The following is a 24,245-nucleotide window of genomic DNA, read 5'->3' as shown; positions in this document are numbered from 1 at the left end:
GTCAGAGGGGATCGGGGCTGGCGGCAGCGGTGCTCTGGGCCTTGCGCGCGAACTCTTCGCGCAGCTGGCGCAGTTTCTCGCGCGGGTCTTCGCGGGCGGTGCTGCTGTCCAGGCCCATCTCGGCAATAAAGCGGCTGGGCAGGGCGGAGACCAGCTCGCGGCCCTTTTTGCGCCGCTTGGTCCAGCTCACGGCCAGCGAGCGCTGGGCCCGCGTGATACCCACGTACATCAGGCGGCGCTCTTCCTGCAGGCGCTGCGCGGTATCGTCGCTGACCTTTTGCTGGCGGCCATCATCGTCGTCGAGCTTGAAGGGCAGCAGCCCTTCGTTGACGCCGATCAGCATCACATGGGGCCATTCCAGCCCCTTGCTGGCATGCAGGGTGGAGAGGATCACCATGTCCTGCTCCTTTTCGCGCTCGCTGATGGTCGAGAGCAGGGCGATGGTCTGCGAGACTTCGAGCAGGCTCTTGGACTCGCTCACCGTCGTTGTGTCGGCCGCTGTAGTGGTCTGGCCGCCGGCGCGCTGGGCCATCCAGTCGCAGAACTCCAGTACATTGGTCCAGCGGGCGGCGGCGACCTTCTCGCTGTCTTCGGCGTCATAGAGGTGCTGCTCGTAGCCGATCTCCTTGAGCCAATCGAGCAGAAAGGCCAGCGATTGCTCGGCCCCGCGTGTCTGGCGGGCGCGGTATTCCAGGTCATTGATATAGCGGCCAAACTCCAGCAGGCTCTCGCGGCCCTTGGCGGGCATCGCGTCTTCCAGCATGGCATTGAACAGCGCACCAAACATGCTGCAGCGGTGGGCCTTGGAGAATTCGCCCAGGCGCCCCAAGGTGGTGTGGCCGATGCCGCGCTTGGGGTTGGTGATGGCGCGCAGAAAGGCCGGGTCGTCGTCGTTGTTGATCCACAGCCGGAACCAGGCGCAGAGGTCGCGGATTTCGGCGCGGTCAAAAAAGCTGGTGCCGCCCGATACCTTGTAGGGCACATTGGCCTTGCGCAGCGCCTTCTCGAAAGGCTTGGCCTGGTGGTTGGCGCGGTAGAGGATGGCGAAGTTCTTCCAGTCCGGCGGCGGGTTGGCCGCTGCGCGCAGGCTCAGGATGCGGGCGACGGCGCGCTCGGCCTCGTGCTCTTCGGAGTCGCAATCGACGATGCGCACCGGCTCGCCCTCGCCCAGCTCAGAAAACAAGGTCTTGGGAAACAGCTTGGGGTTGGGCTGGATCACATTGTTGGCCGCGCGCAGGATGGCGCTGGTCGAGCGGTAGTTCTGCTCGAGCTTGATGACCTTGAGCTGGGGGTAGTCGACCGGCAGCTTCTTGAGGTTGTCCAAGGTGGCGCCGCGCCAGCCGTAGATGCTCTGGTCGTCATCGCCCACGGCGGTGAGATGGCCGCGCTCGCCCACCAGCAGCTTGAGCAGCTCGTACTGGGTGGCATTGGTGTCCTGGTATTCGTCGACCAGCACATGGCCCAGGTTGGCCTGCCATTTGGCGCGGACCTCGGGGTGGTCGCGCAGCAGGCGCAGCGGCATGCCGATCAGGTCGTCAAAGTCCACGCTCTGGTAGGCGGTCAGCCGCTCGTCGTAGCGCTGCATCAGCACAGCAATCGCACGCTCGTTGTCATCGGCAGCCTGGGCCAGCGCCTCCTTGTAGTCGAGGCCCATGTTCTTCCATTTGCTGATGGTCCACTGCCACTGGCGGGCGGTGGCCACATCGGCGGTGCCGCCAGCGGCATCCTTGAGGATGCCGACCACGTCGTCGCTGTCCAGAATGCTGAACTGGGGCTTGAGCCCCAGGACATGGCCGTCCTCGCGCACCATCTTCACGCCCAGTGCATGGAAGGTGCAGACCAGCACATCCTTGGCCTGGCGGCCGATGAGGCTCTTGGCGCGCTCGCGCATTTCGGAAGCGGCCTTGTTGGTGAAGGTGATGGCCGCAATCTTGCGCGGCGCCATGCCGGTTTCGATCAGGCGGGCAATCTTGTGGGTGATCACCCGGGTCTTGCCCGATCCGGCACCGGCGAGCACCAGGCAGGGGCCCTGGGTGTAGTGCACAGCTTGTAATTGGGCGAGATTGAGACCAGCGGCCATGGTGGCGAGCGTACCTTTGCAGATCAGGAAGGAGAGCGCAGAAGAATAGCCGCAACGACAGGCATCTGCAGATTCAGGACTTTGGCTTTTACATGTTTGCTTACACAAAAAACCACAGATTTTTTGAAATTGTCAATGAATGTAGAGCAGATGGTAAAACCCCCAAAGAAACACTTGCGTCTGGCAGGCAAGCTTTTAGAATGCCGATAGTATTGCTGCGGCTAAGTGGCAAACCCTATTAATTAAGCCAATAAAAGTGTGAAATTATCGCCATGCAGACCGCCGGTATTTCCGCAGAATTGCTGACCCCCAGCAGCCGCAACCGCTTTGCGCCGCTGTATGGCGTGGCCTCGCGCAAATCGGTGCTTCCCTGGAAGGAGGTACCCCGTGAGCGCGCCCAGCTGATTGTGCTGGACCAGGGCATGGCCGATGCAATCTCGTCGCTGGGCAAGGCACCTTGCGTGGTCTGCATCGGGCAGGTCAAGACGGCGATGCTCGATGGCGCCAGCTGGGTTGGCCGGCTGGAGGCGGACTACACCTTGAGCGATTTGATCGACATGTTTGACCGCGCAGCGGTCTTTCTGCTCGACTGGGATGCGCGCAACAAGGTCATCCGCCAGGAATCGGTGCAGGCCGCTGCACAGCCTGCACCGACGACCCGCCAGGAGTTCCGCTACCAGCTCAAGTCCTGGGTGTCGGTGGGCGCGCCTTTCAATACCGGCGCCTGCATCCGCGCGCTGGCGCTGCTCTCGCGCGAACCGGTCTCCATTGTCCAGCTGTGCCTGCACAGCGGGCTGGACAACACGGTGGCCCGTGGTCTCCTGGTCGAGCTGGGCCGGCGCGGCGTGCTGCGCGGCGTGGCCATGCCTGTCATTTCCGCTGCTTCTTCCCCCTCCCACCATCGCGAGCCGCTACACTCCAAAGGTTTGCTCAGCCGTTTGGGCCGATGGATACGAGGGGGAGGTAAGCCGGGATGAATCAAGAATCAGGCGGAGTCGGGCCGCACAAGATGCCGCGCATTGCGCTGTGCGGGCCCATGGGTATTGGCAAGACCACCGCCGTGCGTTCGCTGTGCGGTGCGCTGATGTCCAGCTCCGATGTCCGCAACCTCGATCTGGCGGCCCACAGCAAGGAGCTCACCACGGTCGGCACCGAGTTTGGCGAGATCGATCTGGGCGGCGGTGAGGTGGTGCAGATCTGCGGCTGCCCGGGCCAGGAGCGTTTCAGCTTTGTGCGCCAGTGGGTGCTGTCGGTGTCGATGGGCGTGTTCATCATGACCGATGTGAACAGCCCGACCAGCCTGGCCGAGACCAACCATATCCTCGACGAGATCGGGCAACTGCCCCAGCCGCCTGTCACGCTGGTGCTGAGCGCACGCCCGGCCGCAACAGAACAAATTGAAACATTCGCCCAAGGCGTGTATTCTGCTGGCCATGGGGTGATTCCCGTTCTGGAAGCGGACCCGCGCGACCGTGGGCAGCTGCTGGATGCGATGAGCGTACTTGTTTCCATGCTGTCCCTGCAAAGCGAGAATTCATGACTGCATCACAACCTCTGATCCCTGCCCAGGTCGTCAAGGCAGGCCAGCAGGCGCTTGATAAGCTTATTGGTCCTGTTGATGGCGTGCGTGTGGCACTGCTGAGCACGCCCGATGGATTTGAAATTGCATCCTTGCGCACGAACAGCGAGCTGCAGCTCAACCGCCTGTCGGCCATGGCCGGCTCGCTGATGGCGATGGCGCGTGCCGTGGGGCGCGAAATCAACCACACCGGCTGCAAGCGCCTGACCTTCGAGACCGAGAGCGGCGTGGTCGTGTTCCAGTCCGTCACCTCCGAGTTCCCCTGTATTCTGTGCATGGTTCTCGATACCAATGCGATCCTGGGCCGCGTGCTGTGGGCCGCGGCCGAAGTGGGCGCGGAGATGAACAAAGTCTGATGGCAAGTCTGGCTGCGGCCGGCACCTTGTTGTGGGAGATCTGCGTATGCGCCGCACTGGCCGTATGGCGCAGCAACGATAAACCGCCAGTGTGTGAAGGGGGAGTGAGATGGCTTCGGTTCAAGACACGTTGACGCAACTTTTGACGGTGGAGGGCGCCATGTGCGCCGCGCTGGTGGACAGTGGCAGCGGCATGCTTTTGGGCAGTGCCGGATCGGGCCTGGACCTGGAGCTGGCAGCGGCCGGCAACACCGAGGTTGTGCGGGCCAAGCTCAAGACGATGAAATCGCTGGGTCTGCAAGACTCGATCGATGACATCCTGATCACCCTGGGCTCGCAGTACCACATCATCCGCCCGGTGGCGCTCAAGGAAGGTCTGTTCCTGTACCTGGTGCTGGACAAGCAGCGCAGCAACCTGGCGCTGGCCCGGCGTAAATGCGCGGAAGTCGAGAAATTGGTGACGATCTAAGTGCTTTAGATCGTTTTGGGCTCTGATCTGACGCGCAGGTGTAGACAGGGCCTTGCAAGACCGGCCATCGATGGGGCCGGTCTTTTCTTTTGTGGACCGCGCGCCAGCCAGTGCCGGTCCCTCGCGCTACATCTGTGCTGGCGCATTCTGGGCACAATCGAGCCGTGCTGTCCGTCTTCCAAGTCACCTTTCCGTTTTTTGCGCTGGTTCTGTGCGGCTTTTTGGCCACGCGGCGCGGCATTTTTCCGCTGCCCGCGATTGCGGGCGTGAATGCCTTTGTGCTGTATTTCGCGCTGCCTTGCATGCTGTACAAGGCCGGCTCGTCACTGCCTTTTGCGCAGCTGATGAACCTGCCCATCTTGCTGCTGTATGTTCTGTGCCAGTTCTTGCTGGTGGCGGGCTGCGTGGCGGCCTCGCGCCTGCGCGGCATGGACTGGAACAACAGCGCCTTTGGCGCGCTGGTGACCGCTTTTCCCAATACCGGGTTCATGGGCTTGCCGCTCTTGGTGGCGCTGCTGGGCGATGCGGCGGCCGGCCCGGCCATCGTCACGATGCTGGTCGACATGGTGTTCACCACCTCGCTGTGCCTGGCGCTGTCGCGCATGGACGGGGCGGCAGGCAATGCGCGTGCGGCGCTGCTCAAGGCGCTCAAAGGCGTGCTCACCAACCCCATGCCCTGGGCCATCTTGCTGGGCGCGCTCGCCTCGTTCATGGAGTGGAAGCTGCCCCAGGCGCTGGACCAGACCGCCGGCCTGCTGGGCAGTGCTGCCACCCCGGTGGCGCTGTTTGCCGTGGGCGCGGTGCTGGCCCGCTCCAAGATGGTGGAAGAGGAATACGCGGCCCCCGCCAGCTATGTGCCGCTGGCGCTGGTCAAGCTTTTTGTGCATCCGCTCTTGGTGCTGGGCCTGGGCCATGCCGCGATGGCGGCGGGCCTGCCGGTCCAGCCGTTTGCGCTGCTGGTCGTCGCGCTGGTGGCTGCGCTGCCCAGCGCCAGCAATGTCACCTTGCTGGCTGGGCGCTATGGCGCCCACAATGGCCGCATTGCGCACATTATCTTGGTCAGCACGGCGCTGGCCTTTGTCAGCTTTTCGGCGGCGGTGACCTGGTTGGTCTAGATAGCCTGGGGGTCGACATCGACCAGCCAGCGCACCAGGCCCTTGTGCTCCGGATGCGCGCGCAGCCAGTGCAGGCAAGGCTGCCAGGCGCGCAGGAACTGCTGCAAGGCCTTGCGTGAGGGGCTCTCGATCAGCATCTGGGCGCGCTCCACATTGGCCACGCGCTGCATCGACAACGGAATCGGCGGGTAGACAAAGACCTCGTTGCCTTCCAGCAGCTGCTGGCTGTGCGCGAGCTCGGAGGCGGCGCGCAAAAAGGCCTGGGCCTCCTGCTGCGACCTTGCATCGGCGCGGATGATGGCCTGGTGGGCAAAGGGCGGCATGGCCGCATCGCGCCGCTCCTTGAGCTGCTGGGCGGCAAAGCCGCTGTAGTCCCACTGGCGCAGGGCCTGGTAGACGGCATGTTCGGGCTGCTGGGTCTGCAGCCACATCTCGACGGCGCTGCCCTGGGCGGCCACGTAAGCCGCATCGCGCCCGGCGCGGCCGGCCGCCTGCAGCAGCAGCGAGAACAGGCGCTCGGGCGCGCGGAAGTCGCTGGACATCAGCGCATCATCGGGCTGCACGGCGGCCACCAGGGTCACGCGCCGAAAATCATGGCCCTTGGCGACCATCTGTGTGCCCACCAGCACGTCGACATCGCCGGCATGCATATCGGCCATCTTTTCTTCGAGTGCGCCCTTGGCCTTGGTGGTGTCGGCATCGATGCGGGCAATGCGGGCGGGCTGGCCATCGGGCCGCTGCACATTGCGCAGCAGGCGCTCGAGCGCCTCTTCCAGCTGCTCGGTGCCCTTGCCCAGCGGCAGAATATCCGGGTTGCCACAGCTGGGGCAGGCCAGCGGCACGCGCTGACTGTAGCCGCAGTGGTGGCAGCGCAGCGTGCGGTCTATCTTGTGGAAGACCTGGTGCGCACTGCAGTGCGGGCAATCGCTTTTCCAGCCGCAGTCGCCGCAGAACAGCACCGGCGCAAAGCCGCGCCGGTTCAGCAGCACCAGCGCCTGCTCGCCCCGCTCCACCCGCTGTGTAATGGCCTGCAGCAGCGCGGGTGAGAACAGTGCCTGGCGCGGCTGCTGGCGCATATCGACCAGGCGCAGCCGGGGCATCTGGCCGGCGCCAATGCGGCTGGGCATGGCCAGCCGCAGGTAGCGGCCGCCGGCATCCTCGCCGCTGGCAGGCCGGCTGGCCCACCAGCTCTCCAGCGAGGGGGTGGCCGAGCCCAGAATCACCTGGGCCTGCAGGTCATGGCCGCGCCAGATGGCCAGGTCGCGCGCCGAGTAGCGCGCCCCTTCCTGCTGCTTGTAGCTGGCGTCATGCTCCTCGTCGACGATCAATAGCCGCAAATGGGGAAGTGAGGCAAACACCGACATGCGTGTGCCCAGCACAATGCGTGCCTGGCCGGTATGGGCGGCGAGCCAGCTCTTGAGGCGCTGGGGCGCCGTCATGCCGCTGTGCATGCTGACGACCGCGCTGTCGCCCAGCCGGGCCGAAAAGCGTGCCTGGAAGCGGGCCTCCAGCTGGGGCGTCAGGTTGATCTCCGGCACCATCACCAGCACCTGGGCCTGGGGATCGCGCTCGAGCAAAGTCTCGGCCTGGTGCAGGTAGACCTCGGTCTTGCCGCTGCCAGTGCTGCCAAAAAGCAGGAATGGGCCCGGATTTTTGTCTATTTGCGCGCAAACTGCCATCTGCTCCTGGCTCAAGGCCAGCGCCTGGTCGGGGGCGATCTCGCTGTCTATCGCCGTTTTTTTGCGCTTGAGGCGCCGGGCCAGTTGCTCGACCGTAAGGTCCCGCAGCGCGGGTGGCAGCGCAGTAATTGCCATCTCGCCCAAGCTGCGCTGGTAGTAACGGGCGGCAAAATGCACCAAACGCAGCCAACTTTCAGGCAATGGCGCAATTGCCTCCAGCACCGCGGTGATCGGTTTGATCTTGGCCGGATCGCCGGCAAATGCGGTATCCGGACCCCAGACGACGCCCAGCACCTCCCGTTTGCCCAGCGGCACGCGCACCAGGCTGCCTGCGGGCAGCGCATGGGGAGCTTGGTAGGTCAGCAGTTCACTGGCCGCGCTGATGGCACTGTAGGCGGGCGTGTGGACGGCGATGGACAGAAAAATCAAGGGGAGGGCGGAAAGAGACGCGAGAGCTTCGAGTGTAGCGACTGGCGCGCCACTGCATGGGGCAAACCCCGCCCCGGTGCCTGAGCCGGCCCGTATGGTGTTTCTCCTGATTGCATCTGGGCCTACTGCAATCTTGTGACAAACCAAAGAACTTATACACAAGGCAAATCTCAAGAAAAATCAATACAGGACTTGGATTTCTGTGGATAACTTTGTTGAAATATCGGCGTTCTGACCTGGATCAGAATTACCACACATTGTCAGTTGGCTTGGAGGATTGGCTGACAAAATTTTTTTATTTATATCTTTCATTGAGTTATGTTTTGTGATCTGGCAATCTTGTCGATAGAGCCAGGATATTGTGCTAGAGGGTCTGCTTTCCACATTGTGTGCATAAGTGCTTGCTCCGGTGCCAGGCGCGGCACCGAGCGGGCGCGGAGGCCATCGCCTCTTATCCACATTTTTTCGTAAATTGGCTGAGTTATCCACCGCAATTCTTTGATGTGATTCAGAAATTAGCGTTTTCTTGACTGCTTATGCAGCCGCTCTATGCAGCTTCGTTCCACCGGCTGCGGACGGGGGCCTTGGCTTCCGATATGATTTAGCGCCAACCACGCCTGCGCCCTGCTGTTTTGCATGGCGTGGGTCGAAATTTTTGCAGCAGCCTTTGGCGCACTGTGCGACGCAGCTGCGCTGGTTCGCGGCTCTGGGCTGGGCCCGCTGGCGTTGGCAAGCCAGGGGCCTGGCTTTTTGCGTCCCCCTGCCTTTTCTACTTGATCCATGTCATTGCTCCGATCGATACTGCATACGCTCTTCATGGGCCTGACGGTCATTCCCTACACCCTGACCATCTTGCTGCTGCGGGTTTGTGGTGCCAGCAGCCGCGCCCGCTATGCGGTGGCGCGCCGCTGGCTCAAGCTGTCGGCAGACAGCGCTGGCTGGTTCTGCGGCATCAAAGTCCGGACGCAGGGCATGGAGAATTTGCCGGTCGCCGGCCAGCCCGGCAGTGACAAGGGTGTGGTGCTGCTGTGCAAGCACCAGTCGACCTTCGAGACTTTTTTGATGCCCGCGATCATGCCTACGCCGCTGGCCTATGTGTTCAAGAAGGAGTTGCTGAAGATTCCGTTCTTTGGCTGGTCCATTGGCAGCCTGGACATGATCCATATCGACCGCAAGGATGGCAGCCGCGCCTTTCACAAGGTGGTGGAGCAGGGCAAGCGCCTGCTGGGCCAGGGCATCTGGGTGATCATGTTCCCCGAGGGCACACGCATTGCACGTGGTGAAAGCGGCGAATACAAGACCGGCGCGACGCGCCTGGCCATCATGACCGGTGCCCAGGTGGTGCCGATTGCGGTGACTTCGGCCAAATGCTGGCCGCGCAAGGCCTTTGTCAAGACGCCCGGCATTGTCGATGTGTCCGTCGGCAAGCCCATCGACAGCAAGGGCCGCAAGCATGACGAGCTGATGGCCGAGGTCGAGTACTGGATCGAATCCGAAATGCGCCGCCTGGACCCCGAGGCCTATGTGGGCAAGCCGGCGCTGCAGGCGCCTGCCGCAACTGTGGCAGCAGCATCCGCCGCTGCCGAGCCGGGTAGCGCTGCCAAATAAAGGAAAAAGACTGCCGTGTCCGCCGCTGAGCGTGTCTTGTTGACTTACTGCTGCCGCAGAGCGGGGTGCTGCCATGGTTGATGTGCGCCGCCTGGTGCAGATGGCGCTGGATCTGTGGGAGCGTAGCGAGCCAGCTGCCGCTGCACGGCCACCACCACCGGCTCCTGCGGCGGCGACGGTCGCCGATGCCAAGCCTGTGCTGGCGCCTGCGCCTGCCGCTGCAGCGCCTCCGCGGCCTGTGCCCGTGCCGATGTCGGCGCCGCCGCCCGCACCGGTCGCCCGGCCAACCGGCCTTCCCATCCCTGCGGCCCCCGCAGCACCAGCCTCCTTGCAGGCCCACCCTGCGGCCAACCGCAGCATTCTGTTGCAGGGCCAGCGGGTGGCCTACTTGCTCCAGCGAGCCAAGCGGCGCAGTATTGGCTTTGTGGTCAGTGAGGACGGCCTGGTGGTGCGCGCGCCGCGCTGGGTGACGCAGCCGGGCATTGACGAGGCGCTGCAGGACAAGGCCGGCTGGATTGTGCGCAAGATCGCCGAGATGCAGCAGCGCCGCGCCAGCAGCCTGAGCGCCAGCATCCGCTGGGAAGATGGGGCGAGCCTGCCCTTTCTGGGCCAGCCGCTGCAGCTGGTGGTCGATAGCGAGCAGCGCGTGGCGCGCTCCGGGGCCGTCTGGCGGGTCGAGGAAGAGGCGCCGGGCTCGCCCTCGCGTCTCTATCTGGCGCTGCCGCCCAGTGCGGGGCGCACGCAGATCCGCGATCTGGTGCAGGCCTGGTTCATCCAGAGCGCGCGCCAGCATTTTTTGGCGCGGCTGGCGCATTTTGCGCCGCTGCTGGGCGTGCACTACACCAGCTTGCGCCTCTCGAGTGCCGAGACGCGCTGGGGCAGTGCCAAGTCCGATGGCTCGATCCGGCTGAACTGGCGGCTGATGCACTATGCGCCAGCCGTGATCGACTATGTGGTGGCCCATGAGCTGGCGCATTTGCGGGTGATGGACCACAGCCCCCGCTTTTGGGATACCGTGGCCGAGGTGGTGCCTGACCACCGCGCGCTGCGCCAGCAGCTCAAGGACATGCCGGCCCCGCCCTGGGACCGGGCAGCATAGCGGGGCTGGGTCTGCCCGCTATTTTTTGGAAGAGGTATCTATGAGCTTGACCGCAGAACAGCAGACCATTGCGCCTGCCAATGGCTATGCCGGTGATATTGGTGCCCGCCTGGCCTGGCATTGGGTGCAAAACCAGCAGGCCGTGCTGGTCGATGTGCGCACCGATGCCGAACGCGCCTGGGTCGGCCAGGTGCCTGGCGCCGTGGCCATTGCCTGGAAGCAATGGCCGGGCATGGCGATGAACCCGGATTTTGATGCCCAGCTGCTGGCCCTGGCCCAGCGGGCACCCGGCGCCAAGATCGTGCTGCTGTGCCGCAGCGGCGTGCGCTCGGTGGCGGCGGCGCAGCGCGCCAGCCAGCTGGGGCTGGAGGCCTACAACATCCTGCAGGGCTTTGAGGGCGATGCAAATGCCCAGGGGCAGCGTGGCCAGCTTGGTGGCTGGCGTTACCAGGGTTTGCCCTGGTCTCAATGAGCGGTGTAATCGTCGCCGCTTGTAACCGAGCCGCTTCCGAGGCAGTCGGGATAGCGCCGAGCCTGTAAACTTGGCCGCCTCATGATGGATGGAGTCTCACATTGACTGTCGGTGTAGGCAGCGCTGCCTCTGCGCGCGCGTTGGTGGGTAGCGTGCGTGCGCACTGGCCGCTGGTGGTCAAGATGACACGCCGGGAAGTGAGTGAGCGCTTCAAGGGATCGCTCGGCGGGTGGCTGTGGGCGGTGCTGATACCGCTGTGCATGCTGGTCATCTACACCTTTGTGTTCTCGGTGGTGTTTAAGGCACGCTGGGGCGAGGGGCCCGAGTCCAAGACCCAGTTTGCGATGGTGCTGTTTGCCGGCCTGATCGTCTACGGCCTGTTCTCGGATGTGCTGAACCGCGCGCCGCACCTGGTACTGGCCAATGTGAACTACGTCAAGCGCGTGGTGTTTCCGCTGGAGATTTTGGTGGTCGTGGCCGTGTGCTCGGCGCTGTTCCAGGCGCTGGCCAGTCTGGTGGTGCTGCTCGTGGCGCTGTTGGTGCTGAACGGCAAGATCCCGCTGACGGCCGTGCTGCTGCCGCTGGTCTGGGCGCCTTTGGTCTTGCTCAGTGTCGGCGTGGGCTGGTTTTTTGCGTCGCTGGGCGTGTTTGCCCGCGATCTCAAGCAGATCACCGGGGTGATGACGACGATGCTGATGTTTATCTCGCCGATTTTCTTTCCCGTGCATGCGCTGCCTGCGAGCTTTCAGACCGCGATGTGGCTCAATCCGCTGACTTTTTTCATTGAACAGACGCGCGCCGTGCTGATCTGGGGCCGCATGCCGGACTGGAGCGGCTGGGCGATCAGCATGCTGGCCTGCAGCCTGGTCGCCTGGCTGGGCTTTGCCTGGTTCCAGAAGACGCGCAAGGGATTTGCCGATGTCCTCTGAATCTCTGGCACTGGAAGTGCAGGGCCTGGGCAAGTGCTTCCATATCTATGACGCGCCCGGTGACCGCCTAAAGCAGTTTGTGATGCCGCGCCTCTCGCGCCTCATGGGGCGCGAGCCCAAACCCTACCACCGCGAGTTCTGGGCGCTGCGCGGGCTGGACCTGCAGGTGGCCAGGGGCGAGACGATTGGCATCATTGGACGCAATGGCTCGGGCAAGTCCACGTTCCTGCAGATGGTCTGCGGCACCTTGGCGCCCAGCTGCGGCGCGGTCACCACGCATGGCCGCATCGCGGCCCTGCTGGAGCTGGGTGCAGGCTTCAACCCCGAGTTTTCGGGCCGGGACAATGTGGCGATGAATGCGGCGCTGCTCGGGCTGAGCGATGCGCAGATCGCCGAGCGTTTTGACTCGATTGCCGCCTTTGCCGATATTGGCGAGTTCATCGACCAGCCGGTCAAGACCTATTCCAGCGGCATGTATGTGCGGCTGGCCTTTGCGGTGATTGCCCATGTGGATGCCGATATCCTGGTGGTCGACGAGGCGCTGGCCGTGGGCGATGCGGTGTTCACCCAGAAGTGCATGCGCTTTTTGCGCAGCTTTATGGAGCGCGGCACCTTGCTCTTTGTCAGCCACGATACGGCCGCCATCAAGAGCCTGTGCGATCGCGTGGTCTGGATCGACAAGGGCCAGGTGATGCAGATCGGCCCGACCAAGGAGGTCTGCGACCGCTACATGCAGGCCTGCTATGAGGCCGAGCAGGGCAGCGGGCCGGCCGCTGCGGCTCCGGCGGCGCCGGTGTTCGATGCCGGCCTGCCCTGGCATGATCAGCGGCGCGATTTCTTCCGTGCCGAGCCGCTGCGCAACGATATCGAGGTGTTTCGCTTCAACCCCGAGGCGCCTTCGTTTGGCCTGGGCGGCGCACGCATTACCGGCGCCTGGCTGATGGACACGCAGCAGCGCCCCTTGCACTGGGTGGTGGGGGGCGAGCCGGTGGTCTTGCGCATCCAGGCCCAGTGCCACCAGCCCCTCGCATCACCCATCGTCGGCTTTGTGGTCAAGGACCGTACTGGCCAGGCCGTTTTTGGTGACAACAGCTATTTGAGCTACTTGGGCCAGCCCGTGGCTTGTGCCGGCGGCCAGGTTCTGCAGGCCGAGTTCAGTTTTGACATGCCCCGCATGCCGGTGGGCAATTACGCGATCGACGTTGCACTCGCTGATGGCTCGCAGCACGACCATGTGCAGCAGCACTGGATCCAGGATGCGCTGCACTTCAAGTCGGAGTCCACGAACATGGCCACCGGACTGCTGGGCATTCCGATGCGGTCCATCGTGCTGCAGGCCGGCCAGGCGAAACAGGAAACCTCTTCCCCATGAACCGTATGACAGACCTCCCGGGGCAAGCGCGCGCCAGCGATGGCTGGTTGCTGCCCGCCGCGTTGATGGAGCCCTACCATCTGACCCATCCTGCGCCCTGGGCCGGGCATATTCCGTTTGCCGCCTGGCTGATGGCGGTGGCGCAGCCGCGCAGCCTGGTCGAGCTGGGCGCATATTCGGGCATCTCCTACCTGGCTTTTTGCCAGGCGATTGCGGAGCAGGGCTTGCTGACGCGCACCTATGCGGTCGACACCTGGGAGGGCGATGCCCATGCCGGCGCCTATGGCGAGGGCATTTTGGCCAGCCTGCGCCAGGCCCATGACCCGCACTACACCCAGTTCTCGACCCTGATGCGCATGCGTTTTGACGAGGCCTTGCCGAGTTTTGCCGACGGCAGCGTGGATGTGCTGCATATCGATGGCCTGCACACCTACGAGGCGGTGCGCCATGATTTCGAGACCTGGCTGCCCAAACTGAGCGAGCGTGCTGTGGTGCTGTTCCACGACAGCAATGTGCACCGCGACGACTTTGGCGTGCACCAGCTCTGGGCGGAACTGGAGGGGCGCTACCCCAGCCTGCATTTTCCGCACAGCAATGGCCTGGGCGTGCTGCTGGTGGGCGCGCAGCAGCCTGCATTGCTGCGCCGCCTCTGTGATCGCAGTGATGCGGCCTTTCAACGTGAGGTCTGCCGGGTGTTTGCTACATTAGGCGCGCGCCTGGAGGTCAAGGCCGAGATGATGGCGCTGCAGCATGCGCTGGGTGACCAGCGCCAGCAGATACAGTCCTTGGAGGCGGCCGGCCAGCAGCGCCACAGCTGGATCGAGAAGCTCGATGCAGATATCCGCAGCCTGGAGCTGGAGCGCCAGCAGCTGCGGGGCCATCTGGAAGGCTCCCAGGCCCAGGCCCAGCAAAGCCAGAATGCGCTGGAGCAGGCCCAGACCCAAACCCAATGGCTGACTGCTCAATGGGAGAGTCGCCAACAGCAGCAGCAGCAACATATCGCGCAGCAGGACATCCAGCTGGCGGCCTTGCAGCAGGAAGCGTCGCAAAAGCAGTGGCAGATCGAGCAGCAGGCCCAGCAGATGCAGGCGCTGGCGCGCAAGCTCTCGCCGATGTGGCAGATTACTGATTTGCTGCGCAAAGGCAAGCGTGTGGTCTTCCGGCTCAAGCAAAAGCTGGCGCCCTATGAGCCCGCAGGCCTGCGCCGGCTGCGCCATGCGCTGCGCCGCAAGATGCGCCAGGCCCGGGGCGCGCCTATGCCGGCGGTGGCCCTGCTGCCTGGCAGCAACCGGCATTACGGCATTTTGGCCACGGCGCACACGCAGTTTGTCGCCCATGGGCTGGCCCAGGTGCTGCGCAAGGCCGGCTTTGAAGTGAGCCTGCTGCAGGATGTGCCCGCCGAGGGCTTTGGCCTGGACATGTATATCGTGGTCTGCCCGCAGATGTTCAAACAGCTGCCGCCCGGTGAGAAGCGCATCGTCTTCCAGATGGAGCAAAGCGTCAGCCCGCGCTGGTTCACCGATGACTACCTGGCGATTTTGGAAAACTCGCTGTCCGCCTGGGACTATGCGCCAGCCAACCTGGCCTTTTTGGAGGCCAAGGGCATCCGCTACCCGCACACCTTCCTGGTGCCCATTGGCGGCGTGGCCGCGTATTCGCAGCTGTTGCAGGACTGCGGCGAGCCTGCATTGCCGCCCGCCGAGCCGAGCTGCGATGTGCTGTTCTACGGCGATGTGAATGCGCCGCGCCGCCAGGAGATGCTGCAGGCCTTGCAGCGCCAGTTCAAGGTGCGCATTGAGGGCAACCTGTTTGGTGATGCCTTGCGCCAGGCCGTGCGCCAGGCGCGGGTGGTCGTCAATATCCACTACTACGAAGGCGCCTTGCTCGAGACCACCCGGGTGTACGAATGCCTGAGCCTGGGCACGCCTGTGGTGACCGAGAGCAGTGCCGATATCCACCAGCATGCGGCCTTGCTGGACAACCCCGCGCTGCGGGTGACGCCGGTGGGCGACGCCCAGGCGATGGTGCAGGCCGTGCAGGAGATGCTGCAGCAGCAAGCGCAGGCGCCTGCACAGCTGCAGCAAGGGTTGGCGGATGAGGTGGCCCGCAGCGGCCAGCAGTTTGAATTCATGGTGCTGCGCGCCCTCTATGCGCTGGGCCGCATCGATGCGGCGCAGTGGGAGGCGCTGACGGTGCAGCAGCCGCTGCCTGGCAGTTGCATGGTGCTGAGCATGCCCGAGACCGTACGCCGCCGCGCCCATTTCATCGAGCAAACCTTGCCGGGCCTGCAGTCCGAGGTGGCGGTGTTCGATGGCGTGCGCTTCAGCCCCGGCTGGCTGGGCTGCGCGATGAGCTACCAGTACCTGGCGCGCAAGGCCTTGCAGACCGGCGCGACGCAGCTGGAGATCATGGAAGACGATGTCGAGATGCCGCCCGACTATGCCCAGCGCCGCGCCCGCGTCGATGGCTGGCTGGCCGCCCATGACGGCCAGTGGGATATCTTTGCCGGCCTGATCGCCAAGATCCACCCGGGCACCCAGGTGCTGGAGGTGCAGGAGCAGGACGGCGAGACCTTTGTGGTGCTGGACCGCATGACCAGCATGGTGCACAACATCTACGCCCGGCCGGCGCTCGAAGCGCTGTCCGAGTGGAACTCTTCCATCCGCGACCCGCACACCAACACCATTGACAGCTACCTGCAGGGCCGTGCCCAGATGCGGGTGGTCACCACCTTGCCGTTCTTGGTGGCCCACACCACCGACATGGACTCCTCGCTCTGGGGCATCAACAACCACGAGTACCTGGCGGTTATCTACAAGGCCGAGCAGGACCTGCGCCAGTTGGTCGAGCGCTTCAAGCAGACGCAGGCCCGTTAACCAGCACACCTGGACAAAAAAAATCCCGCAGCGGCCAGGGCCGTCTGCGGGATTTTTTATCCAAGCTGCTGGGCTGGATTACAGCGCAGGAATGCGCAGCTTCTGGCCGGGGTAGATCTTGTTGGGGTCGCTCAGCATGGGCTTGTTGGCGTCGAAAATCACCATGTACTTGTTGGCATCGCCATACATCTTCTTGGAGATGGCCGACAGCGTGTCACCCGAGACCACATCGTAGTACTTGGCTTCTGGCTCGGGGTTGGTCACGGTCATCTGGTTGTCCACATCGCTGACGCTCGAGACATTGCCGCAGCACAGCGTGACTTTTTCCTTTGCCGACTGGGTGGGAGCCACACCGGTTACCGTGACTTTGCCGGCATCAAAGGCCACCTTCACATCGGACACGCCCAGGTTCTGGGTGCCAATGTATTTTTCGATGGCAGCGCCCGCTGTCGCGTTCAGGTCTTGTGCTGCGGTTGCGGCAGCCGCTTCCTTGCCGCCGAACAATTTCTCACCGGCTTCCTTGATAAAGCTGAACAGTCCCATGGTGACTCCTAGAGGGTTGGTTACAGGAACTGTCCAATATATAGCTATTTGTGAACGCGATGAAGTCAGACGGGGTCGCTTGAAAAAAATTCACAGTGGCGCCAGGAAGACGCGCGGCCCCCGGGATGTTGCACGTGCAACAAGGCGGGCGGCCAAAAAGGCCGATAATGCCGCCCATGCATTTTCTGGCCATCGACGTAGGGAACACGCGCCTCAAGTGGGCGATGTATGACGCAGCACAACCGGGCGCCGCCGTGCTGGCCCATGGCGTGGAGTTTTTGGACAATATCGAGCGCCTGGCCGAGGGCAGCTGGGCCGAGCTGCCCGAGCCGCAGTACATGCTCGGCTGTGTGGTCGCTGGCGACGTGGTGCGCCGCCGCGTGCAGACGCAGATGGACATCTGGGACCTGGCGCCCAACTGGGTGGTGTCGTCCAATGCGGAGGCGGGCCTGACCAATGGCTACGACCACCCCAGCCGCCTGGGCACGGACCGCTGGGTGGCGATGGTGGGCGCCTGGCACCATGTGCTGGCCCAGGGGCGCCAGCGCCCGGTGGTGGTGGTCATGGTGGGCACGGCGGTGACCGTCGAGGCCATCGATGCCGATGGCAAGTTTCTGGGCGGGCTGATACTGCCGGGCCACGGCATCATGCTCAAGGCGCTGGAGTCGGGCACGGCCGGCCTGCATGTGCCGACCGGCGAGGTGCGGCCATTTCCCACCAACACCAGCGATGCACTGACCAGCGGCGGCACCTATGCAATCGCCGGTGCGGTCGAGCGCATGGTGCAGCATGTGATGGCCCACTGCGGCCAGGAGCCTGCCTGCGTGATGACCGGCGGCGCCGGCTGGAAGATGATGCCCAGCATGACGCGGCCCTTCGAGCTGGTCGAAAACCTGATTTTTGACGGCTTGCTGCATATCGCCCACAGCCGCTTTGGCGCCAAGGGCTGAGCCCCGCCCACATGCGGTTACAGCGATAGCCCCTGGATTGGCCGAGCCAGGGCAGTGCAGCCGAAGGGCAATGCGATAATGGACGGTTATTTGTTGAACTACCTGTACTGACCATGATTCTCGTCACCGGAGGCGCCGGCTTTATCGGCTCGAATTTTGTGTTGGACTGGCTGGCGGGTTCGGATGAACCGGTGGTCAATCTCGACAAGTTGACCTACGCGGGCAATCTGCACAACCTAGCGGGCCTGCAGGGCGACAGCCGCCACCATTTTGTGCACGGCGATATCGGCGACCGCGCGCTGCTCGACCGCCTGCTGGCCGAGCACCAGCCGCGCGCCATCGTGCACTTTGCCGCTGAAAGCCATGTGGACCGCTCGATCCACGGCCCCGAGGACTTTATCCAGACCAATGTGGTCGGTACCTTGCGCCTCTTGGAAGCTGCCCGCGCCTATTGGAGCGGCTTGGAAGGTGAGCGCAAGGACGGTTTCCGTTTTCTGCATGTATCGACCGATGAGGTCTACGGCAGCCTGGAAAAGGACGATCCGGCCTTTACCGAAACCCATAACTTCGAGCCCAACAGCCCCTACAGCGCAAGCAAGGCGGCCAGCGACCACCTTGTGCGTGCTTGGTTCCACACCTATGGCCTGCCGGTGCTGACCACCAACTGCTCGAACAACTACGGCCCCTACCACTTCCCCGAGAAGCTGATCCCGCTGATGATCGTCAACGCGCTGGCGGGCAAGAGCCTGCCGGTGTATGGCGACGGCATGCAGATCCGCGACTGGCTCTACGTCAAGGACCACTGCAGCGCCATCCGCCGTGTGCTGGAGGCGGGCCGTCTGGGCGAGACCTACAACGTGGGCGGCTGGAACGAGATGCCCAATATCGAGATCGTCCAGCATGTCTGCAGCCTGCTTGACGCGCAGCGCCCGCGTGCCGATGGCCGCTCTTATGCCGAGCAGATCAGCTATGTGAAGGACCGCCCCGGCCATGACCGCCGCTATGCGATCGATGCGCGCAAGCTGGAGAAGGAGCTGGGCTGGAAGCCGGCAGAAACCTTTGACAGCGGTATCCGCAAGACCGTGCAGTGGTACCTGGAGCACCAGGATTGGGTGGCCCAGGTGCAGTCGGGTGACTATAAGGACTGGGTCAACAAGCAGTACGCCTGAGGGCGCTAGCGAGGCGGGCCTGGCATCTGCATGCCGGGGCTGCCTGACAGGACGATGCGATGAAAATACTGTTGTTGGGCAAGAACGGCCAGGTCGGTTGGGAGCTGCAGCGCAGCCTGCTGCCGCTGGGCGAAGTGGTTGCACTGGACCGCGCCAGCACCCCGCTGTGCGGCGACCTGCTGCGCCCCGAGGCGCTGGCCGAAACCGTGCGTGCGCTGGCGCCCGATGTGATTGTCAATGCCGCAGCCTACACCGCGGTGGACAAGGCCGAGAGCGAGCCCGAGGCTGCACGCACGATCAATGCTGACGCCGTGGGCGTGCTGGCACGCGAGGCCCAGGCGCTGGGCGCCTGGCTGGTGCACTACAGCACCGACTATGTCTTCGATGGCGGTGGCGACCAACCCTGGCAAGAGGACCAGGCCACCGGCCCGCTGTCGGTCTATGGCCAGACCAAGCTCGACGGTGAGCGGCAGATTGCGGCCAGCGGCGCCAAGCATTTGATTTTTCGCACCAGCTGGGTCTATGCCGCACGCGGCGGCAACTTTGCCAAGACCATGCTGCGCCTGGCGCAGGAGCGCGACAAGCTGGCCGTCATCGACGACCAGTGGGGGGCGCCCACCGGTGCCGACCTGATCGCCGATGTGACGGCCCATGCGCTGCGCACGGCGATGGGCGCGGCGCAGGAGCTGAGCGGCATCTACCATCTGGTGGCCGGTGGCGAGACCACCTGGAACCGCTATGCCCGCTTTGTGCTGGAGACGGCGCGCAAGATCAACCCGGCGCTGAATCTGACGGCGCAGGATGTGCAGGCGGTCGACACTTCGGCCTTCCCGACGCCAGCGCGCCGCCCCCACAATTCCCGTTTGAACACCCACAAATTGCAGCAGCGCTTTGCGCTGGATTTGCCTGACTGGCAAACCGGCGTGCAGCGCATGCTGCAGGAGATTCTCTGAACATGACAGTGCAAGCACGCAAAGGCATCATCTTGGCGGGCGGCTCCGGCACCCGCCTGCACCCGGCCACCCTGGCCGTCAGCAAGCAGCTGCTGCCGGTGTACGACAAGCCGATGATCTACTACCCGCTGACCACCTTGATGCTGGCGGGCATCAAGGAGATCCTGGTCATCAGCACGCCGCAGGACACGCCGCGCTTTGAGCAGCTGCTGGGCGATGGCAGCCAGTGGGGCATCCACCTGGAATACGCGGTGCAACCCAGCCCCGATGGCTTGGCACAGGCCTTTTTGATTGGTGAGAGTTTCCTGGCCGGCGCGCCCAGCGCGCTGGTGCTGGGCGACAACATCTTCTACGGCCATGATTTCCACAAGCTGCTGGCCAGCGCGATGCAGCGCGATACGGGTTCCAGCGTCTTTGCCTACCATGTGACCGATCCCGAGCGCTATGGCGTGGCCGACTTTGACAAGCAGGGCAAGGTGCTGTCGCTGGAAGAAAAGCCAGCCAAGCCCAAGAGCAACTATGCGGTGACCGGCCTGTATTTCTACGACAGCCAGGTGGTGGAGCTGGCCAAGGGCCTCCAGCCCTCGCCGCGCGGCGAGCTGGAAATCACCGATCTGAACCGCCTGTACCTGGAAAAAGGTCAGCTGAGCGTGGAGATCATGGGCCGGGGCTATGCCTGGCTCGATACCGGCACGCATGACAGCCTGCTGGATGCTGGCCAGTTCATCGCCACGCTGGAAAGCCGCCAGGGCCTGAAGATTGCCTGCCCGGAAGAGATTGCCTGGCGCAGCGGCTATATCGGCGATGCGCAACTGGCCGCGCTGGCCAAGCCCTTGGCCAAGAACGGTTACGGACAGTACCTGCAGCGCCTGCTGCAGGAGCCCAAGGAGTAAAGGCATGCAAGCCATCGACACGGCGCTGCCCGACGTCAAGATCATCGAGCCCAAGGTATTTGGCGACACGCGTGGCTTTTTCTTTGAGAGCTTCAACCAGAAAGCCTTTGATGCGGCGGTGGGCCAGCACTATGACTTTGTGCAGGACAACCACAGCAAGAGCAGCCGAGGTGTGCTGCGCGGTCTGCACTACCAGCTGGAGCAGGCCCAGGGCAAGCTGGTGCGGGTGGTGCAGGGCCGGGTGCTGGATGTGGCCGTTGACATCCGCAAAAGCTCGCCCAGCTTTGGCCAATGGGTGGCTGTGGAGCTGAGCGAGGACAACCAACGCCAGCTGTGGGTGCCGCCGGGCTTTGCCCATGGCTTTGTCGTGTTCAGCGAGACGGCCGAGTTCCTCTACAAAACAACGGACTACTACGCGCCGGCCCACGAGCGCTGCATTATCTGGAATGATGCACAGTTGTCGATCGACTGGCAGTTGAACGGTCTGGAGCCGCAGCTGTCGGCCAAGGACCAGCAGGGCAAGGCCTTTGCCGAGGCCGATGTTTTTGCCTGAGTTTGCTTTTCCTCCCATTTGTCTCCCATGCCTGGCGCCTACACTGGGTGCCCTATAGGCTAAGGGGATGAATACCACGCCTGTCATAGGCATTTGAGACCATAGACGCATGAGCACCAGCACCATTGACGATTTCAGCGATGCAGCCCTGGCCACAGAGCCCGGGCGCCGCCCCTTGCTGGGCGAGATGCTGGTGCAGGCGGGCAAGCTGTCGCCGCGCGATCTGGAGCGTGCGCTGCAGGCCCAGCAGGAGATGGGCAGCCTCATAGGCCAGGTGCTGGTGCAGCTGGGCCTGGTCTCCGAGCTGGACCTGATGCATACGCTGGCGACCCAGCTGCAGATTCCATTCACCTTGGGCACCGATTTCCCCGCCGAGGCGATCAGCGTGCCGGGCCTGATGCCCGAGTTCCAGCATTCGCAGCATGTCTTCCCCTTGCAACTGCAGGATGGCGTGCTGGATGTGGCGATGGCCTCGCCCCAGGACCCGTTTGTCATCAAGGCGCTGCAGATGTCGACCGGGCTGCAGATTCGCCCGCACCTGGCACTGCAGGCCGATATTGAAAAGGCGCTGCAGGAGCCCGAGCCCGAAGCCGAAGAAGACGACGGCGATGACATGTTTGGCGATGGCTCCGATGTGGGTGACTTTGTCGAGCATCTGAAGGACCTGGCGAGCGAGGCACCCGTGATTCGCCTGGTCAACAGCATCATCGGCAAGGTGACCGATCTGCGCGCCTCCGATATCCACCTGGAGCCTTTTGACGATGGGCTGCATGTGCGCTACCGGGTCGATGGTGTGATCCACCCCGGTGAGCTGGTGCCGCCGCGCCTGTCGGCGGCTGTGGGTTCGCGCGTCAAGCTGATGGCGCATCTGGACATTGCCGAGCGCCGCCTGCCGCAGGACGGCCGTATCAAGACCCGCGTCAAGGGCCGGGAGCTCGACCTGCGTGTCTCGACCGTGCCCACCGTGCATGGCGAGAGCATCGTGATGCGGGTGCTGGACCGCGCCAGCGTGCGGCTGCAGCTCGAAACCATGGGCTTCGCCAAGGACACGCTGTCCAAGTTCAACGACCTGCTGGGCCGCCCGCACGGCATTTTGCTGGTGACGGGACCCACGGGCTCGGGCAAGACCACCACCTTGTATGCAGCGTTGTCCAAGATTGATGCGCTCGAGAACAAGATCATCACCGTCGAAGACCCGGTCGAGTACCAGCTCGAAGGGATCAACCAGATCCAGGTGCATGCCCAGATCAACCTGACCTTTGCCAATGCGCTGCGCTCCATCCTGCGGCAAGACCCGGACATCATCATGATCGGTGAAATGCGTGATGGCGAAACCGCGCAGATCGCGGTGCAGTCGGCGCTGACGGGTCACTTGGTGCTGTCGACCTTGCACACCAACACCGCCGCCGGTGCCATCACCCGTATGCAGGACATGGGGGTGGAGAGCTACCTGATCACCTCCTCGGTCAATGGGGTGCTGGCCCAGCGCCTGGTGCGTACCTTGTGCGGCAATTGCAAAGAGGCCTACGAGCCGGGCGAAGAGGTGCGCAAGCGCTCCGGCCTGGCGCGCTTTAGCGAAGTAGGCCAGGTGATTTACCGCGCTGTGGGCTGCAATGCCTGCCGCCAGACCGGCTACAAGGGCCGTACCGGCATCCACGAGCTGTTTGTGCTCGACGAGCCGATGCGCAATGCGATCAATGCGGGCAAGGACTCGAACGAGCTGTTCAACCTGGCGGCCAAGTCCGGCATGCTGAGCCTGCACGAGGACGGCCTGCGCAAGGTGGCCGCCGGCATGACCACGTTGGACGAAGTCGCCCGCGTCACCCAGGACCAGATCGATGGCTGATTTTGCCTGGCATGCGATCAATGCCGCGGGCGAGCAGGTTCGCGGCACTTTCCAAGCGCCCAACGCCGCTGCGGTGCAAAAGCACCTGCGCGCGCAAAAGCTCACGCCGGTGCGCATTGTCGATGCGGTGGATGCTGCCGCACTGATGCCGGCAGGCGCCAAGGCCGCTGGGGCCAAGCCGGCCGCTGCCAGCGCCATTGGCAAGGCCAAGGCGCCCAAGTCGCAAAAGGGCCCGGCCAAGGCCGCCGATGTGCTGGCGATGACCTCGGAGCTGTCGATCATGCTCAAGGCCGGCCTGGCGCTGGATAACGCGCTGCGCGTGCTGATCGACATGGCCTTCAAGGACAGCATGCGCGAGCTGCTGACCGGCGTGCTCGAAGCGGTCAAGGGCGGGGTGCCGCTGTCCAAGGCGCTGATGGTGCACCAGGAGCTGTTTGGCGATTTCTACATCAACATGGTGCGCTCGGGCGAGGCCAGTGGCCAGATGTCGGCCGTGCTGCAGCGCCTGGTGGAGCATCTGGAGCGCCAGCGTGCGCTCAAGGAAAGCGTGGTCTCGGCCACCATCTACCCGATGATCCTCGTGGCCGTGGCGATTCTGTCGCTGATCGCGATGCTGGGCTTTGTGGTGCCGCAGTTCGAGAAACTGTTCACCGACATGGGCGATGCACTGCCCACGCCGACCAAGATCGTGATGACCATCGGCCAGGTGTTCCGCAAGAACGGTTGGGTGGTATTGCTGGGTGGCGCCGCCGTGGTCTATGTGATGCGCAGCTGGCTGCGTTCGCCCAAGGGCCGGTTGTGGTGGCAGGGCGTGTTGCTGCGCATGCCGATTCTGGGGCGCCTGGCACTTAAATACCAACTGACCTTGTATTCGCGCTCGCTGGGCACCTTGCTGGGCAATGGTGTGCCTTTGCTCACCGCGCTGCATATCGCGACCGATACGGTCAGCAACCGCCTGATCCAGGCCGAGCTGGCCAAGATTCCGCCCATCGTCAAAGAGGGCGGCAAGATGGTGCAGGCGATGAACACCACGACGGTGTTCGAGCCGCTGGCCGTGAACCTGGTGCGCGTCGGTGAAGAGACCGGGCGCCTGGGCTCGATGATGCTGGAGTTGTCGAATATTTTGAACCGCGAGGTGGAAACCGGCATCAAACGCGCCCTGACCATGATCGAGCCAGTGCTGATCCTGGTGCTGGGCATCATGATTGCTTCCATCATTGTGTCTATCTTGATGGGCATTCTGTCCGTCAACGATCTGGCTGCTTAATTTTTAAT

Annotated in this window: 21 protein-coding genes; 18 read left to right on the top strand and 3 right to left on the bottom strand. The window is 63.7% G+C overall.

Features of this window, described 5'->3' with window-relative positions:
• Window position 1 precedes the first annotated feature (1 nt).
• Window positions 2-2,080, bottom strand: coding sequence for an ATP-dependent helicase (locus tag WH303_RS17695; RefSeq protein ID WP_312986298.1), 2,079 nt, complete (start codon window positions 2,078-2,080; stop codon window positions 2-4).
• Between the two features lie 272 nt (window positions 2,081-2,352).
• Between WH303_RS17695 and WH303_RS17690 the strand changes: the two genes are divergently transcribed.
• The 5 genes from WH303_RS17690 (at window position 2,353) to WH303_RS17670 (ending at window position 5,599) form a co-directional block, all read left to right on the top strand.
• Entirely contained in the window at window positions 2,353-3,057 is a 705-nt protein-coding gene (locus WH303_RS17690; protein WP_339520092.1) for a hypothetical protein, read from the top strand.
• The gene (locus WH303_RS17685; protein ID WP_027011406.1) at window positions 3,054-3,620 is read left to right on the top strand and encodes a GTP-binding protein; all 567 of its coding nucleotides are present in this window, start codon (window positions 3,054-3,056) and stop codon (window positions 3,618-3,620) included. Before WH303_RS17690 ends, WH303_RS17685 begins: the two co-directional genes overlap by 4 nt.
• A complete protein-coding gene (locus tag WH303_RS17680; RefSeq protein WP_021028992.1) occupies window positions 3,617-4,015 on the top strand; it encodes a roadblock/LC7 domain-containing protein in 399 nt (132 codons plus the stop codon). The genes WH303_RS17685 and WH303_RS17680 overlap by 4 nt, the downstream gene beginning before the upstream one ends.
• A 109-nt stretch (window positions 4,016-4,124) precedes the next feature.
• Window positions 4,125-4,484: a hypothetical protein gene (locus tag WH303_RS17675; RefSeq protein ID WP_021028991.1), complete on the top strand. Its 360-nt coding sequence runs from the start codon at window positions 4,125-4,127 to the stop codon at window positions 4,482-4,484.
• Between the two features lie 164 nt (window positions 4,485-4,648).
• Window positions 4,649-5,599 (top strand): AEC family transporter, encoded by a 951-nt coding sequence (locus WH303_RS17670; RefSeq protein WP_339520090.1) that lies wholly within the window; start codon window positions 4,649-4,651, stop codon window positions 5,597-5,599.
• On the opposite strand, the gene priA is transcribed toward WH303_RS17670, so the two are convergent.
• A complete protein-coding gene (priA, locus tag WH303_RS17665) occupies window positions 5,596-7,707 on the bottom strand; it encodes a replication restart helicase PriA (RefSeq protein WP_445228307.1) in 2,112 nt (703 codons plus the stop codon). The genes WH303_RS17670 and priA overlap by 4 nt on opposite strands.
• A gap of 780 nt (window positions 7,708-8,487) precedes the next feature.
• Here priA and WH303_RS17660 point away from each other — a divergent pair.
• The 6 genes from WH303_RS17660 to WH303_RS17635 all read left to right on the top strand — a co-directional run bounded on the left by WH303_RS17660 (window position 8,488) and on the right by WH303_RS17635 (window position 16,063).
• Window positions 8,488-9,315, top strand: coding sequence for a lysophospholipid acyltransferase family protein (locus WH303_RS17660; RefSeq protein ID WP_339520088.1), 828 nt, complete (start codon window positions 8,488-8,490; stop codon window positions 9,313-9,315).
• A gap of 82 nt (window positions 9,316-9,397) precedes the next feature.
• On the top strand, window positions 9,398-10,414 hold the full coding sequence (locus WH303_RS17655) for a M48 family metallopeptidase (protein WP_445228308.1): 1,017 nt from the start codon (window positions 9,398-9,400) through the stop codon (window positions 10,412-10,414).
• A 40-nt stretch (window positions 10,415-10,454) separates the two neighbouring features.
• Window positions 10,455-10,886, top strand: coding sequence for a rhodanese-like domain-containing protein (locus tag WH303_RS17650; RefSeq protein WP_021028985.1), 432 nt, complete (start codon window positions 10,455-10,457; stop codon window positions 10,884-10,886).
• Window positions 10,887-10,987: 101 nt separating this feature from the next.
• Window positions 10,988-11,815, top strand: a complete 828-nt coding sequence (locus WH303_RS17645) for an ABC transporter permease (protein WP_027011402.1) — start codon at window positions 10,988-10,990, stop codon at window positions 11,813-11,815.
• Entirely contained in the window at window positions 11,805-13,187 is a 1,383-nt protein-coding gene (locus WH303_RS17640; protein ID WP_339520084.1) for an ABC transporter ATP-binding protein, read from the top strand. The genes WH303_RS17645 and WH303_RS17640 overlap by 11 nt, the downstream gene beginning before the upstream one ends.
• A 5-nt stretch (window positions 13,188-13,192) precedes the next feature.
• Entirely contained in the window at window positions 13,193-16,063 is a 2,871-nt protein-coding gene (locus WH303_RS17635; RefSeq protein ID WP_339520083.1) for a class I SAM-dependent methyltransferase, read from the top strand.
• Between the two features lie 78 nt (window positions 16,064-16,141).
• Here the strand turns inward: WH303_RS17635 and lysM are convergent, their stop codons facing one another.
• Window positions 16,142-16,606, bottom strand: coding sequence for a peptidoglycan-binding protein LysM (lysM, locus tag WH303_RS17630; RefSeq protein ID WP_021028981.1), 465 nt, complete (start codon window positions 16,604-16,606; stop codon window positions 16,142-16,144).
• A 176-nt stretch (window positions 16,607-16,782) separates the two neighbouring features.
• On the opposite strand from lysM, the gene WH303_RS17625 reads away from it, so the two are divergent.
• The 7 genes from WH303_RS17625 to WH303_RS17595 all read left to right on the top strand — a co-directional run bounded on the left by WH303_RS17625 (window position 16,783) and on the right by WH303_RS17595 (window position 24,237).
• Window positions 16,783-17,556 carry a type III pantothenate kinase gene (locus WH303_RS17625; RefSeq protein ID WP_027011401.1) on the top strand — a complete coding sequence of 258 codons (774 nt, stop codon included), beginning with the start codon at window positions 16,783-16,785 and terminating at the stop codon, window positions 17,554-17,556.
• Between the two features lie 113 nt (window positions 17,557-17,669).
• Complete coding sequence (gene rfbB / locus WH303_RS17620) at window positions 17,670-18,725, top strand: dTDP-glucose 4,6-dehydratase (RefSeq protein ID WP_339520080.1); 1,056 nt, start codon at window positions 17,670-17,672, stop codon at window positions 18,723-18,725.
• 59 nt (window positions 18,726-18,784) lie between these two features.
• Window positions 18,785-19,678: a dTDP-4-dehydrorhamnose reductase gene (gene rfbD / locus WH303_RS17615; RefSeq protein ID WP_339520079.1), complete on the top strand. Its 894-nt coding sequence runs from the start codon at window positions 18,785-18,787 to the stop codon at window positions 19,676-19,678.
• Window positions 19,679-19,680: 2 nt separating this feature from the next.
• A complete protein-coding gene (gene rfbA / locus WH303_RS17610) occupies window positions 19,681-20,571 on the top strand; it encodes a glucose-1-phosphate thymidylyltransferase RfbA (RefSeq protein ID WP_339520078.1) in 891 nt (296 codons plus the stop codon).
• Window positions 20,572-20,575: 4 nt separating this feature from the next.
• A complete protein-coding gene (gene rfbC / locus WH303_RS17605) occupies window positions 20,576-21,124 on the top strand; it encodes a dTDP-4-dehydrorhamnose 3,5-epimerase (protein WP_021028976.1) in 549 nt (182 codons plus the stop codon).
• Between the two features lie 109 nt (window positions 21,125-21,233).
• Entirely contained in the window at window positions 21,234-22,970 is a 1,737-nt protein-coding gene (gene gspE, locus WH303_RS17600) for a type II secretion system ATPase GspE (RefSeq protein WP_021028975.1), read from the top strand.
• Window positions 22,963-24,237, top strand: coding sequence for a type II secretion system F family protein (locus WH303_RS17595; RefSeq protein WP_021028974.1), 1,275 nt, complete (start codon window positions 22,963-22,965; stop codon window positions 24,235-24,237). The genes gspE and WH303_RS17595 overlap by 8 nt, the downstream gene beginning before the upstream one ends.
• Window positions 24,238-24,245 lie beyond the last annotated feature (8 nt).

This window comes from Comamonas sp. MYb69, assembly GCF_037479315.1.
Classification (GTDB): Bacteria; Pseudomonadota; Gammaproteobacteria; order Burkholderiales; family Burkholderiaceae_C; genus Comamonas.
The sequence above is the reverse complement of the archived record's forward strand: the minus strand, read 5'-3'. Positions and strand labels throughout refer to the sequence as shown.

Excerpts from the sequence above, each read along its gene's own strand:
- rfbD (WP_339520079.1), top strand. The coding sequence starts at position 18,785 with ATGAAAATACTGTTGTTGGGCAAGAACGGCCAGGTCGGTTGGGAGCTG.
- WH303_RS17660 (WP_339520088.1), top strand. The coding sequence starts at position 8,488 with ATGTCATTGCTCCGATCGATACTGCATACGCTCTTCATGGGCCTGACG.
- WH303_RS17625 (WP_027011401.1), top strand. The coding sequence starts at position 16,783 with ATGCATTTTCTGGCCATCGACGTAGGGAACACGCGCCTCAAGTGGGCG.
- WH303_RS17635 (WP_339520083.1), top strand. The coding sequence starts at position 13,193 with ATGACAGACCTCCCGGGGCAAGCGCGCGCCAGCGATGGCTGGTTGCTG.
- WH303_RS17685 (WP_027011406.1), top strand. The coding sequence starts at position 3,054 with ATGAATCAAGAATCAGGCGGAGTCGGGCCGCACAAGATGCCGCGCATT.
- WH303_RS17690 (WP_339520092.1), top strand. The coding sequence starts at position 2,353 with ATGCAGACCGCCGGTATTTCCGCAGAATTGCTGACCCCCAGCAGCCGC.
- WH303_RS17650 (WP_021028985.1), top strand. The coding sequence starts at position 10,455 with ATGAGCTTGACCGCAGAACAGCAGACCATTGCGCCTGCCAATGGCTAT.
- lysM (WP_021028981.1), bottom strand. The coding sequence starts at position 16,606 with ATGGGACTGTTCAGCTTTATCAAGGAAGCCGGTGAGAAATTGTTCGGC.
- WH303_RS17675 (WP_021028991.1), top strand. The coding sequence starts at position 4,125 with ATGGCTTCGGTTCAAGACACGTTGACGCAACTTTTGACGGTGGAGGGC.
- gspE (WP_021028975.1), top strand. The coding sequence starts at position 21,234 with ATGAGCACCAGCACCATTGACGATTTCAGCGATGCAGCCCTGGCCACA.
- WH303_RS17640 (WP_339520084.1), top strand. The coding sequence starts at position 11,805 with ATGTCCTCTGAATCTCTGGCACTGGAAGTGCAGGGCCTGGGCAAGTGC.
- rfbC (WP_021028976.1), top strand. The coding sequence starts at position 20,576 with ATGCAAGCCATCGACACGGCGCTGCCCGACGTCAAGATCATCGAGCCC.
- rfbA (WP_339520078.1), top strand. The coding sequence starts at position 19,681 with ATGACAGTGCAAGCACGCAAAGGCATCATCTTGGCGGGCGGCTCCGGC.
- rfbB (WP_339520080.1), top strand. The coding sequence starts at position 17,670 with ATGATTCTCGTCACCGGAGGCGCCGGCTTTATCGGCTCGAATTTTGTG.
- WH303_RS17680 (WP_021028992.1), top strand. The coding sequence starts at position 3,617 with ATGACTGCATCACAACCTCTGATCCCTGCCCAGGTCGTCAAGGCAGGC.
- WH303_RS17595 (WP_021028974.1), top strand. The coding sequence starts at position 22,963 with ATGGCTGATTTTGCCTGGCATGCGATCAATGCCGCGGGCGAGCAGGTT.
- WH303_RS17695 (WP_312986298.1), bottom strand. The coding sequence starts at position 2,080 with ATGGCCGCTGGTCTCAATCTCGCCCAATTACAAGCTGTGCACTACACC.